Origin of the sequence: Guyparkeria halophila (assembly GCF_034479635.1) — a bacterium.
Classification (GTDB): Bacteria; Pseudomonadota; Gammaproteobacteria; order Halothiobacillales; family Halothiobacillaceae; genus Guyparkeria; species Guyparkeria halophila.
In genome coordinates this window covers 586,777-600,946 of sequence record NZ_CP140153.1, presented here as the reverse complement: position 1 = coordinate 600,946, position 14,170 = coordinate 586,777, and the positions used below count along the sequence as shown (strand labels likewise).

Here is a 14,170-nt window from a genome sequence, read left to right as displayed (position 1 = left end):
CTAATCTCTGAAAACACTGTTGCCGAAAAGAGAACAATATGGATCGCTTCACCGCCATGGCCACTTTCACCTGCGTGGCGGATGTCGGCTCGATCAGCGGCGCGGCCGAGCGCCTCGGCATTGCCAAGTCCGCCGTGAGCCGGCGCCTGCGGGAGCTGGAGAACCATCTGGGCGTGGAGCTGGTACATCGCACCACCCGCCACCTCGCGCTCACCCCGTCGGGCGAGGCGTACTACCACCGTGCCGCGCGCCTGCTCGCCGATCTGGACCAGGCGGAGGAGGCGGTCACCCGCGAGCATGGCGAGCTTTCCGGCGTGCTGCGGATCGCGGCACCGCTCTCGTTCGGCCTGACGCACCTGCAGCCGGCGATCACCGCGTTCATGAATGCCCACCCCGGAGTGAGCTTCGATCTCAATCTCGACGACAACGAGGTCGACCTGGTCGCCGACGGTTACGACCTCGGGATTCGACTGGCCAGCCTGCCGGACTCCACCCTGATGGCGCGCAAGCTCGCGCCGATCCGCAACCTCGCCGCCGCCAGCCCGGACTACCTCGCCCGCCACGGCACCCCGCACCACCCGGCGGATCTCGCCGATCACGACTGCCTGATCTACAGCAATGTTCCCGAGACGCGCGTCTGGGGCTACACCGACACCCAGGGACGCTGGCAGGCCGTGCACGGTCGGCGCCGGCTGCGGGTCAACAACGGCGATTTCTTGCGCGAGGCGGCCATCGGCGGCGCGGGCATCGTGATCGAACCGACCTTCCTGCTGCACCGCGAGATCGGCGAGGGCCGGCTGGTGCCCATCCTCACCGACGTGCCCTGGCCGGAGATCGGCGCCTACGCGGTCTATCCGCAGACCCGCCACCTCTCGGCGCGGGTGCGCGCGTTCATCGACTTTCTCGCCCAGCGCTTCGCCGGCGAGCCCTACTGGGATCACCACCTGCCGATCGCGGACAAGGGGCCGGCAACCCGCTGAGCCGGCTCGCCGCCAGCCGCGCCGTCAAGCCGTGCCGTCGAGCCGGGCACTCGCGCAGCTAAGGCCAAGCGGCAAACTCGGATATCAATCGAAGCTGGACTAGGAATGATTCGCATTTGACAGTCGTTTTCGGCTCGGCTATCTTGGCTCCCGCTATCACGTGATCAAGCCGTTTTCGTCAGAAAAATCCCAACGATCCACCACGAGGTTTCAAGCATGTCCCGGTTCATTCGATTTGCCGCCTTGGCGCTCACCGCCTCGGGCCTCACCCTCGCCGGGTGCAGCGACAATGGCGACCAGGCTGCCGACACCGGCGCCGAGCAGGCCACCACCACGATCAACGTCTACTCCGCCCGCAAGGAAGACCTGATCGCCCCGCTGCTGGATCGTTTCACCGACGAGACGGGCATCGAGGTCCAGTTGCTGACCGCCAAGGCCGGCGCCCTGCTCTCCCGGCTGGAAAGCGAAGGCCGCAACACCCCGGCCGACCTGCTGATCACCGTCGATGCCGGCAACCTGCAGCGCGCCAAGGAATCGGGCGTGTTCCAGGCGATCGACTCGGCGACGCTGAGCGATCGCATCCCGGCCAACCTGCGTGATGTCGACAACCAGTGGTTCGGCCTGTCGCAGCGTGCCCGCGTGATCTTCACGCACAACGAGCGTGTCGAGGACGGCGCGATCACCAGCTACGCCGATCTCGCCGACCCGAAGTTCAAGGGCCGGATCTGCATCCGTTCCTCGGACAACGTCTACAACCAGTCGCTGGTCGCCTCCCTGATCGCCGAGCACGGCGAACAATGGACCGAGAAATGGGCCACGGGCCTGGTCGAGAACATGGCGCGCAAGCCGCAGGGCGGCGATCGTGACCAGATCCGTGCCGTAGCCGCCGGCGAGTGCGACATCGCCGTGGCGAACACCTACTACTACGGTGCGATGCAGAACGGCAGCGACACCGACCGCGAGGCGGCCGATGCCGTGCGGCTGGTCTGGCCGAACCAGGACGACCGCGGCGCGCACGTCAACGTCTCCGGTGCCGGCATGGTCGCGGCAAGCGACAAGACCGAGGCCGTCACCCAGCTGCTCGAGTTCCTGACCACCGAGTCCTCGCAGGAGTGGTACGCCCAGGTGAACAACGAGTTCCCGGTCCGCCCCGGCGTGCCGGCGGCCGAAACGCTGGCCCAGTGGGGCGAGTTCAAGGCCGACGATCTCAACCTGTCGAAACTGGGTGAACTCAACCCGGCCGCCGTGAAGCTCATGGACCGGGCCGGATGGCAGTAAGCCAGGACGCACAGCCCCACGTCCTGATCGACAAGCCGGCCGTCCCGAAAGGGGCGGGCGGCTTGTCTGCGTGGAAGGGGGCCATGATTCTGATCACCGCGCTGCTGGCCGTGCCGCTCGCGGTGATCGTCGCGTCCGTGTTCTGGCCGGACAAGTCGACCTGGTCGCACCTGGCCGACACGGTGCTTGCCGACTACGTCATCAATTCCGCCCTGCTGGCGATTGGTGTCGGGTTCGGCACCTTCATCCTCGGCACCGGCACGGCCTGGCTGTTGTCGGTGTGCGAATTCCCCGGCCGGCGGATCTTCGAGTGGGCACTGCTGCTGCCACTGGCGATGCCGGCCTACATCATCGCCTACACCTACACCGGCCTGCTGGACGTGGCCGGGCCGGTCCAATCGGGCCTGCGCGCGCTGACCGGCTGGTCGGTGGGCGATTACCCGTTCCCGGAGATCCGCTCGCTGGGCGGCGCCATCGTGATGCTCACGCTGGTGCTCTACCCCTACGTCTACATGCTCACGCGGGCGGCCTTCCTCGAGCAGTCGGCCAGTGCATTGAACGTGGCCCGCTCGCTGGGTCTGAACCCCTGGCAGATGTTCCGCCGCGTCGCCCTGCCGCTGGCGCGGCCGTCGATCGTCGCCGGGCTGTCGCTGGCGATCATGGAGACGCTGGCCGACTACGGCACGGTGCAGTACTTCGGCATCCCGACGCTGACCACCGGCATCTTCCGCACCTGGTTCGGGCTCAACGACACCATCGCCGCGGCGCAACTCTCGGCCCTGCTGCTGACCTTCATCTTCACGGTGATCATCATCGAGCGGCTCTCGCGGCGCCAGGCACGCTATCACCATCACGGCAACTGGCAGGCCCGACCGTCGTTCCAGTTGCGACGGGGCACGGCGGCGCTGGCGTTTCTTGCCTGCGCCCTGCCGCTGGCGCTGGGCTTTCTGGTGCCCTCGGCCCAGCTGCTGGCCTGGAGCCTGGAAGTGGCCCCCACCCGCAATTTGGCCGAGTTCGCGATACTGGTAAGCCGGTCGGTGGGCCTGGCCGGGCTGACCGCGATCCTTGCCCTGCTACTGGCGCTGTTCCTCGCCTATGGCCACCGGCTGATGCCGGGCCGGCTGACGTTCACCATCAACCGCATCGCCGGCATGGGCTACGCCGTGCCCGGCACGGTGATCGCCGTGGGCGTGATCATCCCGTTCGCCGCCTTCGACAACACGCTGGATAGCTGGATGCGCGAGCAGTTCGGCATGTCCACCGGCCTGCTGCTGTCGGGGACGGTCGCCGCGTTGGTGTTCGCCTACCTGGTGCGCTTTCTCGCGGTGAGTCTCAACACGGTCGAGGCGGGCCTGGGGCGCATCCGGCCGAGCATGGACGACGCGGCGCGCTCGATGGGCGCGACTGCCGGGCGCACGCTGTGGCGGGTGCATATCCCGCTGATTCGTGGCAGTCTTCTCACCGCCGCGCTGCTGGTGTTCGTCGACGTGCTCAAGGAGCTGCCGGCCACGCTGGTGCTGCGGCCATTCGACTTCAATACGCTGGCGGTCAGGGCATTCGAACTGGCCTCCGACGAGCGACTGCGCGACGCCGCGCTGCCGGCCCTGGCGATCGTGGCCGCCGGCCTGATCCCGGTGATCCTGGTCAGTCGTTCGATTACCCGCGCGAGAGGACATGAAGGCATTTCCAGCCGTGACCCGATCGATGAATAAGCCGGCGGCTTCCCGGGGAAGTCACTCATGAGTGAACGCCTCAGCCTGGTGGACCTGACCGTGCGCTTCGGCCGCACCACGGCGGTCGAGGGCGTCAACCTCAAGCTGCCGACCGGCGTGATCGGCTGCCTCTTAGGCCCGTCCGGCTGCGGCAAGACCTCGATCCTGCGCACGGTCGCCGGGTTCGAGTCACCGTCGGCCGGCGTGGTGCGCCTGCACGGCAACACGGTGGCCGGGGCCGGCTGGGGCCACCCGCCCGAGCAGCGCCGGGTGGGCATGATCTTCCAGGACCTGGCCCTGTTCCCGCACCTGACCGTGGCCGACAACATCGGCTTCGGCCTGCCGAAAAAACCCGCCGACAAGCGCCAGAAACGCATCGACGAATTGCTGGAGCTGGTCGGGCTGCCGGGCATGGGCAAGCGCTATCCGCACCACATGTCCGGCGGGCAGCAGCAGCGCGTGGCGATCGCCCGCGCACTCGCACCGAAGCCCGAGATCCTGCTGCTCGACGAGCCGTTTTCCAGCCTGGATGTCGAGCTGCGCGAGACCCTGCCGCGCGAGCTGCGCGACATCCTGCGCGAGGCGGAGACCACCGCCCTGCTGGTCACCCACGACCAGACGGAGGCCTTCGCCATGGCCGACATCGTCGGCGTGATGCAGGCCGGGCGCCTGCACCAGTGGGATACCGCCTACAATCTCTATCACCGCCCGGAGACGCCGTTCGTCGCCGATTTCATCGGCCAGGGCACGCGCATCGCCGGCACCATGGTCGGTCCCGGACGCGTCAAGACCGAACTGGGGCTGCTGGAAGGCCAGGTCTCGCACGAGTACCCGCCGGGCACCGAGGTCGACGTGCTGGTGCGTCCGGATGATGTGATCATCGATGCGGATGGGCCCGGGGTGGCGGAGATCGAAGAGCGCGTCTTCCGCGGCGCGAACTTCCTCTACACCCTCGCCCTGCCCGGCGGCACCCGCCTGCTGAGCCTGGCGCCCAGCCACGACCACTACGCTCCGGGTGTGCGCGTCAACCTGCGCCCGGCCTTCACCCACCTGGTGCTGTTCCCGCGCGGAGGAGGCTTCCGCCATGCCGATAGCGACGACGAGTGATGCAAAACGTTCGGCCACACTGTCAGACGGCCTGATCGCCTGCCTGGTCTTGCTCTGGGCGATCCCCGGCCAGGCGGCCACGCCCCTGTTCGACGCCCACCTGCACTACAATGCCGAACAGCGCGCCGTCATCGATCCCCAGGCCATCCTCGAGACACTCGAGGCCAACGGCATCGAGCATGCCGTGGTCACCAGCCGCCCGCCGGAGAACGCCCGCCTGCTGGGCGAGCTTGCCCCCGATCGCATCGTGCCGTTTTTGGGCGTCTATCGCGCCAAGGCGGACAAGGAAACCTGGATGCACCGGCCCGACCTGCCCGCGCGGGTGGAAACGTGGCTGGACCAGGGCGACTATCGCGGCCTGGGCGAACTGCACATCTTCGGTGAGGACCGCGACAGCCCCGTGCTCAAGCGGCTGGTGGAGATCGCCGCCGAGCGCGAGCTGGTGCTGATGATCCACGGCGATCTCGCCATCATCGACCGCATCTTCGAGATCGCCCCGCAGGTCGACGTGCTCTGGGCACACCTGGGCGATCAACCCGACCCGACCATCCTGCGCGCCGCCCTGGCGCGCCATCCCGAACACCTGTTCATCGACACCTCGGTGCGCGACGAGCGCTTCCTGGATAACGACGGTCAGCTGTTGGCCGAGTGGCGGGCCCTGTTCGTCGATCACCCCAACCGCTTCGTCGTCGGCGTGGATACCTACAGCCTCGCCCGCTGGCAGCGGTTCGGCGACGCCGCCGACACCATCCGCCAGTGGCTGGATCAGCTGCCCGATTCGGTCGCCCGCCGTCTGGCACGTGAAAACGCCCGCGAACTGCTGCTCGACCCACTGCTGCTGGGCAATCCCGAGCCATAGGACCGGGATGAATTGGCGTCGGCGTGCACTGGACTTAACCAGTCGGTTGGCCCATTCTTGAGTGAGCCCTTCAGGCGGCCCGCAGAGGCCGCCTTATTGGTAGAACCGACCACCCGTCACGCTTGACGCCAGGAACCGCCGGACGACATGACGTCGCGAGATCATCAGCCTGCCACTGCCGGACGCCGCTCGTTCTCGCCGCTGGTGCTGGCCCTCTCGTACGTCGTCTACGCCGGCCTGTGGATCCTGACCTCCGACTGGCTGCTCGGCCTGTTCGTGCCCGCCGAGCAGCTCGCCCGCGCCGGCGTGGTCAAGGGGCTGTCCTTCGTCGCCGTTACCGGGCTGATTCTGTACCTGTTGCTGCGGTGGCTGACGCCGGACACCGCCACGACCGATACCCGGGCCGACACCCAGGGCAATACCCAGGCCGCCTCGACGTCACGACGCGGGCCACTGACCGTCTTTGTCGCCAACCTGCTGGTCGTCGCCAGCATCACCATCGGCACCTATCTTTACCAGGCCCCCGCCGCCATTGAATCGGCGCAGGGACGCATGGCGGATGTCGCCGCACTGCGCGCCGATTTCATTGACGCCTGGCTGGATGAACGGGCCAGCGATGCGTCGGTCATCCAGTCGTCCGACTCCCTGCGCCAGGCGGCTCAAGCACTGGTGAGCCCGGAGACAGCCTCCCACGAGACCAACTCGGCCCGCCAGCGGGTCATCGACCAGTTCGATGCGCTGCGCCAGGCCTACGACTACGAAGGGGTGGCCCTGCTCGACGCAAGCGGAACGATCCCCCTGGTCAACCGCGGCGTGACCCGCTGGCCGGACGACCTGATGATGGGCATCCGCGCCGCGGCCGATGGCGGCGTGATCGAATTGCCCCCGGATCTGTACACCGATCGTCATGCCCATATCGACTGGCTGGTGCCGATCACCCGGGGCGACGACATCCTTGCCCATGTCCTGTTGCGGGCCAATGTGCCGTCGATGCCGGCCGGCGCGAGGCATGCCCACGCGGCGACGCACCTGGCCTACCCGGTGGGCGACACCGTTCTCTACCTCGACGACATGGACCGGATGTCCGCCGAGGAGCCCTGGCCAAGCCTGCCCTGGAGCCGGAGCGCGGTCGAGCCGGATGACTTCACGCCCGCCGCCCAGCCACGCTCGCTCGAGGGCTCGGGGCTTGATGGCGCGGCCATCGTCGGTGCAATCCATCCGCTCCCCGGGCGGCAGTGGGCGATCGTGACGACCCAGCAACGAAGCGCGGTGCTCGCGCCACTGCATCAAGCCCTGTGGCTGCTGGCCGTGGTGGCGTTCTTCCTGCTCGCGATCATCGCGGTGGTCCTGACCCTGCTCTGGCGCCGCACGCGGGAAAGCGACGCATTGCGCTGGGCCGCCCGCACCGCCGAGCAGGACCGGCTGCTGCGCGTGTTCTACGACATGCCGTTCTTCGGCATGGCGATCAGCTCGCCGGCCGACCGCCGCATTACCGATGCCAACACCCGGCTGGCCGACATGCTCGGGCACCCGGGCGGTTCGTTGGTCGGCAAGAGCTGGGACGACTTGCTGGGTGATGCCCGGTACGACGAGGAGCGCCAGGCCACGATCGACCTGATCGAGGGACGCGTCGATCACTGCACGCAGGAATACGCGGTCAACCGCCCCGACGGCACGACCGCGCATCTGCGATTCGACACCCGCCTGACCCGCTCGGAAGACGGCCAGGCAGAACGCCTGGTGTCGATCGCCGAGGACGTCACGCGCGAGCGCGAGGCCTACCGCGCCCTGGAGCACCAGAAGGACCTCTACGACCTGCTCTCGCAGACCAACCAGGCGATTACCCGCTGCCGCACCGCCGACGAGCTGTTCGAGACGGCCTGCCGGGTGGCGGTCGAACACGGCCATCTCGCCTTTGCCTGGATCGGACTGATCGATGCGGAGACGGGGGCCGTCAATCCGGTGGCCCGGTTCGGCGACGAAGTCGGTTACGTCGACAACATCGAAGTGAGCGTCCATGCGCACGAACCGGCCGGTCAGGGACCGGTCGGCCGGGCGATTCGCGCCAACGAGCTGGTCGTGGTCAACCATTTCCAGACCTCGCTGGCGACCGGCGTATGGCATGAGCAGGCGATCGAGGCCGGCGTCGATGCCGTGGCGGCCTTCCCCATCACTCGAGACGGCAAGGTAATCGGCGCGATGGCGCTTTATGCCTCGGTCAACGACTTTTTCGATGCGGCCATCTGCAACACGGTCGGGGAACTGGCCACCGACATTTCCTTTGCCCTGGACTATTTCGACCGACTCGAAGACCTCGAACGTGCGAAGGAGGCGGTCGCGGCGAGTCCTGCCGTCCTGTTCCGCTGGCTGCCCGAAGATGGCTGGCCGGCCGCCTACGTCTCCGACAACATCAAGCGCTGGGGCTACACCACGGCGCAGTGGCTCGAACGCGAGATCCGCTTTGCGGACATCGTCCATCCGGACGACCTGCGCAGCATGAACGCCGAGATCGACGAGTATCTGACCAATGGCCACCAGCAGTATCGCCAGGAATACCGACTGCGCATGGGCGACGGCGACTACCGCTGGTTCGAGGACCTGACCCTGGTCAGGCGGGACACCGACGGCACCATTCTCTGGTTCGACGGCGTGGTCACCGACATCCACGACCGTCACGAGATCGAGCAGCACGAACGCCTGATGGCCAAGGTGATCGAGAACACCCGCGAAGGGGTGCTGATCACCGACCGCGACCAGGTCATCATCGAGGTCAACCCGGCCTTCACCGAACTGACCGGCTTTGCCGCCGAGGACGTCATCGGCAAGAGCCCCGACCTGCTCGCCTCCGGACAGCACGATCCCAGCTTCTACCGCGACATGTGGGAGACACTGGAACGCGACGGCCACTGGCAGGGCGAGATCTGGAACCGGCGCAAGAACGGCGAGACCTTCCCCGAGATCCTGAGCATCAGCACGGTCACCGACCGTGAAGGCAACATCAGCCACTACGTCGGGCTGTTCGTCGATATCAGCCGCCAGAAAGAGAACGAGTCCAAGCTCGACTTCCTCGCCCATCACGATCCGCTCACCGGTCTGCCCAACCGCCTGCTGATGATGGCGCGCCTGGAACAGCTGATCGACGTCGCGCGCCGGGAGGACGGCGAGATCGCCGTGCTGATGATCGACCTCGACCGATTCAAGGACGTCAATGACAGCCTCGGTCATGCCGTTGGCGACCAGCTGCTGGTCAAGGTCAGCGACCGGCTGCGCGATCGCTTCGACCAGGCCGACACCATTGCGCGCCTCGGGGGGGACGAGTTCGCCATGGCGATCACCGGCATCGACAACACCGCGGCCGTCGGCGAGCTGGCCGACACCGTGATCAATGCCCTGGGCGAACCCTGGGAGCTGGCCAAGGGGCAACAGGTGCGGGTACTCGCCTCGGTGGGCATTTCGCTGTATCCGCACAATGCCGCCTCGCCACTCGGCCTGGTGCAGCAGGCGGACACCGCCCTCTACCGGGCCAAGGACGAGGGGCGCGGCACGTTCCGCTTCTTCTCCGACGAGATGACCGACGCCGCGCGCGACCGCGTCGCGCTGGAACTGCAACTGCGCCAGGCAATCGACAACGACGAGCTGCGACTGGTGTTCCAGCCCCAGACCCGGCTCGGCGACAACGGTCTGCATGGCGCCGAGGTGCTGGTGCGCTGGCAACACCCCGTCGACGGCCTGATCTCGCCGGACCGCTTCATTCCGGTGGCCGAGACCACCGGCCTGATCTGGCCGCTGGGCGAATGGGTGCTGCGCGAGGCCTGCCGGCAAGGCAAGACCTGGCTGGACGCGGGCCACGAATTCGGCCGGTTGGCGGTCAACCTCTCTCCGCACCAGTTGCGCCACGGCGAGATCGATCGGCTGGTCGAACGCGTGCTCGGCGAAACCGGCTTTCCGGCCGAGCGATTGGAACTAGAGCTGACCGAGAGCGCGATCGTGCGCCGCGAGTCCGAGGCGCGCGACCTGCTCAACCGGCTGCGCGCAATGGGCGTGCACGTCGCGCTGGATGACTTCGGCACGGGCTACTCGTCACTGGGCCAACTGCGCGAGTTCGCCATCGACGTGCTCAAGATCGACAAGCGCTTCATCGACCTGATCGAGGAGCCCAGCGATCGCGGCCAGATCGCGCGGGTGATCATCGACCTGGGCCACACCCTCGGGCTGAAGGTGCTCGCCGAGGGCGTCGAGCGTGGCAGCCAGCTCGAATTCCTGCGCCAATATCACTGCGACATCTACCAGGGCTACCTGGAAAGCCAGCCGCTATCGGAAGACCAGTTCGCCCAACGCTACCTCCACCACGGCTAGCCCCACCACCCCGGACAAGGACGTAAACCGCCTTCCTGATGCAACGCAACAAGCTGCTCTTCGCTACCGCCCTGACCATTCTGCTGACCCTGGGATTCGTCGCCACTAGCGTGATCGGCTACTTCGTCGCCGAGGACTCGCTGGAAAAGCAGATCGCCGAAGAAACCCTGCCGCTGACCAGCGACAACATCTTCTCCGAGATCGAGCGGGACCTGCTGCGCTCGATCCTCATTTCCTCGCTGATGGCCCACGACACCTTCGTGCGCGACTGGGTGGTCGACGGGGAGGAGGATCGGGAGTCGATCATCCGCTACCTCGCGGAAATACAGGCGAAATACGACACCACCACCGCGTTTTTCGTCAGCGAGCCCAGTCGGCGCTACTACCACCCCGACGGCGTTTTGAAGACGGTCTCGCGGGCGAACACCGCTGACGCCTGGTACTTCCGCGTCCGGGAGATGAACGAGCCGTTCGAGATCAACATCGATCACGACACCGCCGATCCGGCCCGACTGTCGATCTTCGTCAATTACCGCGTCGAGGACGAATCGGGTGACTTTATCGGTGTCACCGGCATCGGCCTGGCAGTCGAGAGCGTTGCCAGGCTGATCGAAACCTACCAGCGACGCTACGACCGCTCGATCTACTTCATCAATCGCGAGGGCGAGATCACCCTGCGCGGCTCGGGCTACGACGGGCCGATCAGCATTCAGGGCCAGCCGGGGCTGGCGCGCTACGCCACCCGCATTCTCACCAGCCCCAGCACCGAGTTCGCCTACGAGCGCCCCGATGAGGGTACGGTCTACGTCAACACGCGCCTGATCCCCGAACTCGACTGGTACCTGGTGGTCGAGCAACGCGAATCGGCGGCCAATGCCCGCTTGCTCAACACCCTGATCGTCAATGTCCTGCTGGCGCTGGGGATCACCGCCCTGGTGGTCGTGATCGGCGGCTGGACCCTGCGCGGCTATCAGCGGCGGCTGGAGAGCATGGCCACCACCGACCGCCTCACCGGGGCGAGCAATCGCGAGGCCCTCGAGATGCTGTTCGAGCAGGCGCAGAAGCTCGCGCGCCGTCATGGCCAGCCGATCTCCCTGATCAACCTGGACATCGACCACTTCAAGGCGATCAACGACCGTCACGGCCACCAGGCCGGCGACCAGGTCCTGCGCGAACTGGTGGAAACGGTGTCCGCCCAGATCCGGGAGACCGACACGCTCTGCCGCTGGGGCGGTGACGAGTTCCTGATCTTGCTGCCTGATGCGAATGCCGAGGATGCGCGCTGCTCGGCCGAACGCATCCGCGAGGCGGTTGCCCGGCGCAATCGCCGGCCCGAGGGAGATGGGGCGTTGACGGTCAGCCAGGGGGTGGCGCAAGGCCGTCCGGACGAGTCGCTCGACAGCCTGATCCATCGCGCCGACCAGGCGCTGTACGAGGCCAAGCGCAATGGCCGCAATCAGGTCGCCGTGGCCGAATCCAACGGATCGAGGAGCCCGGCGACTGCGACCAGATCGCGCGGGTGATCATTGACCTGGCGCTCACCCGAGCGACCATCCCGTCGATCGGGACGGACGGCGGCGATCAGCCAATCGCCGACCTCCCGCCGACTACCGTTCGGGTTTCTGCCGATACATGTCCTCATCGGCAGCGCGCATCAGTGAATCCGCCGTACGGCCCTCGTTCGGGCAGCAGGCCATCCCGATCGACACACTGATCTCGGCCTCGCCCTCGTCGAGCCAGTACGGCTGCCCGATCTCCTCGCGCAACTTGTCGACCACCACGCGCGCCTCGGGCCGACTGGCGTGGGTGACCATCACCACGAACTCGTCACCCGAGAGGCGCGCCACGCTGTCGGCGTCTCGCACCTGTTGTCCCAGACGCTCGGCCACCCGCTGCAGGAGTTGATCCCCGGCGGCATGCCCGAGGCTGTCGTTGACCGCCTTGAAGCCGTTGAGATCGAGATACAGCAGACAGAATCCGATCCCGCCGTAGCGGTGAAACTCGTTGACCGCCAGCTCGAGGCGGTCGAGGAACAGGCGCCGGTTCGGCAACCGGGTCAGGGCATCGTGGGTGGCCGCCCATTCGAGGGCATTCTCCGCCCGCTTGCGCGCGGAGATATCGATGATCAGGATCAACACGCTGCTCTCGGTCAGCGGCGAGCAACGCCCCTCGTAGTAATGGCGGGTGCCGTCGAAATCGAGATGATATTGATAGGTCCGCACCTCGCCACTCGACAAGGTGTCATCGATCACCGACCGGGTCAGGTCGGCCAGATCGGGTGGCAGCACCTCGGCCACCGTCCGCCCCAGGAATGCCGCCGGCTCCATCAGCAGGGGGATGCCCTCACCCGGCTCGAAATCGAGGATGCGACCCTCGGCATCCATGGTGAAGAGCAGATCGGGCATCGCCTCGATGATCGCCGCATTGCGCCGGTGACTCTCGGCCAATCGCCGCTCGCTCTCCGCCACCTGCTCCAATGCCGTGGCACGCCGCGCGAACAACCAGCCGACCAGCAGCAGCAACAGGCCCGAGACCACCGCCCAGATCAGCAGGCGCCAGTGATGATCACTGGCGTTGGCCGCCAGCCGCTCCTGCAGCACCGAGAGATCCTCGGCGGCCACCACATTCAACGGCCATCCCTCGGGCCGGGCGAGGGAATATTGATAGTCATGCCCGTCCGATCGCCCGACAAACCGCCCCGCTTGCGGCGGCAGTGCCTCGCCCTCTTCAAGCCAATGGGTCAGCGACTCGGCCGAAAGGCCCTGCTCGGCCAGCTTGAGCAGCACGTGGCCCTGTCGATCGGCGACCAGCGAGACCAGGCGCTCCCCGGCCGTCACCCGTTCGAGCAGGGCGGCCAGGGCGTTGAGATCGACATAGGCCACCAGCACCCCGCGAAACGCCCCCGCCCGATCATGAAGCGCACGGCTCATGGCCATCAGGCGCGCATCGCCTACGTCGAGCGGACGGGTGAGGAATACCATGTCGCCCGCATGCCGACGTGGCGCTTGCCGGTGGCGGCGGAAAAAGGGTTCCTTGACCGGATCGATCATCAAATCATCCGCGCGGCGGCGCGTGGCCAATCGTTCACCGGTCTCGTCCAACCACCACAGGTCGCGCACCAGGGCATTGGCATCCAGCGATGACTCCATCGTCCGGGCCATTCGTGACGAGGGCTCGTCCAGCCGATTCACAAGGCGTTCGCGAATCACCCGCAGGTCGCGGTCGATCGCGTCGAACTCGCTGTCGATCAGGGTCGATTGCATCAGGGCCACCAGCCGGGTGCGCTGCTCGACCTGTTGGTTGGCATGGGTCTCGTAACGCTCGATCGCCTGCAGGCTGGACCAGGCCAGGGCCGCCGTTACCAACACCCAGATGGCGAGCAACAGCAACCCGATTCGGTGCACAGGCCAGGCCGCTCGTGGCGGCGAGTCCGCCGCCGGCACCGACTCTTCGGCATTCTGGCCTGGTGTCGACGACGTGTTCACTCGTCGGAGTCCAGCAGCCGCACCTGCGTCGCCCCGTCACGACAGTCGATTTCAAACTCGACCTCGACGTATTCGGGCTCGTCGTTCATCGGGCTGGGATCGTTGGTGCAGGCGCAGCCGGCGACCACGCTGGTGAAGAACAGGCCGGCGTGAATACGCAGCCGTTCCGGACCAATCACGCTGCCGATCACCATCGCCGAGAGGGTATCCCCCTGGGCGACGTTGCCGTGGGCCATGCCCTGCTGCAATGGCAAGGCATCCGGTGACAGGGCCGCGATCTCGGCCTTGAAGGTCGCCTCCATCTCGTCCCGGGCGACGCGGGCGGCGCGAGCGGTTTGCGGCAGGGTCAACATCGGCAACTCCTCGACCCGGGGAATATCCCGGTCTGGGTCG

9 protein-coding genes are annotated in these 14,170 nt (G+C 66.8%); 7 read left to right on the top strand and 2 right to left on the bottom strand.

Annotation, left to right across the window (positions count from 1 at the left end; genetic code table 11):
- Positions 1-38 precede the first annotated feature (38 nt).
- The 7 genes from SR882_RS02750 to SR882_RS02720 all read left to right on the top strand — a co-directional run bounded on the left by SR882_RS02750 (position 39) and on the right by SR882_RS02720 (position 11,815).
- Positions 39-980: a LysR family transcriptional regulator gene (locus tag SR882_RS02750; protein WP_322521825.1), complete on the top strand. Its 942-nt coding sequence runs from the start codon at positions 39-41 to the stop codon at positions 978-980.
- Between the two features lie 216 nt (positions 981-1,196).
- A complete protein-coding gene (locus SR882_RS02745) occupies positions 1,197-2,258 on the top strand; it encodes a Fe(3+) ABC transporter substrate-binding protein (protein WP_322521824.1) in 1,062 nt (353 codons plus the stop codon).
- Positions 2,249-3,970 carry an ABC transporter permease gene (locus SR882_RS02740; protein ID WP_407653336.1) on the top strand — a complete coding sequence of 574 codons (1,722 nt, stop codon included), beginning with the start codon at positions 2,249-2,251 and terminating at the stop codon, positions 3,968-3,970. Before SR882_RS02745 ends, SR882_RS02740 begins: the two co-directional genes overlap by 10 nt.
- Before the next feature lie 27 nt (positions 3,971-3,997).
- A complete protein-coding gene (locus SR882_RS02735; protein WP_322521822.1) occupies positions 3,998-5,077 on the top strand; it encodes an ABC transporter ATP-binding protein in 1,080 nt (359 codons plus the stop codon).
- Positions 5,055-5,936, top strand: a complete 882-nt coding sequence (locus SR882_RS02730; RefSeq protein WP_322521821.1) for an amidohydrolase family protein — start codon at positions 5,055-5,057, stop codon at positions 5,934-5,936. Before SR882_RS02735 ends, SR882_RS02730 begins: the two co-directional genes overlap by 23 nt.
- A 147-nt stretch (positions 5,937-6,083) precedes the next feature.
- Positions 6,084-10,292: an EAL domain-containing protein gene (locus tag SR882_RS02725; protein ID WP_322521820.1), complete on the top strand. Its 4,209-nt coding sequence runs from the start codon at positions 6,084-6,086 to the stop codon at positions 10,290-10,292.
- Positions 10,293-10,330: 38 nt separating this feature from the next.
- Complete coding sequence (locus SR882_RS02720; RefSeq protein WP_322521819.1) at positions 10,331-11,815, top strand: sensor domain-containing diguanylate cyclase; 1,485 nt, start codon at positions 10,331-10,333, stop codon at positions 11,813-11,815.
- A gap of 84 nt (positions 11,816-11,899) precedes the next feature.
- Here SR882_RS02720 and SR882_RS02715 read toward each other — a convergent pair whose 3' ends face one another.
- Both SR882_RS02715 and SR882_RS02710 read right to left on the bottom strand, forming a co-directional pair.
- Positions 11,900-13,696, bottom strand: coding sequence for a diguanylate cyclase domain-containing protein (locus SR882_RS02715; RefSeq protein ID WP_322521818.1), 1,797 nt, complete (start codon positions 13,694-13,696; stop codon positions 11,900-11,902).
- A gap of 77 nt (positions 13,697-13,773) precedes the next feature.
- Positions 13,774-14,130, bottom strand: a complete 357-nt coding sequence (locus SR882_RS02710; RefSeq protein WP_322521817.1) for a hypothetical protein — start codon at positions 14,128-14,130, stop codon at positions 13,774-13,776.
- Positions 14,131-14,170: the final 40 nt, after the last annotated feature.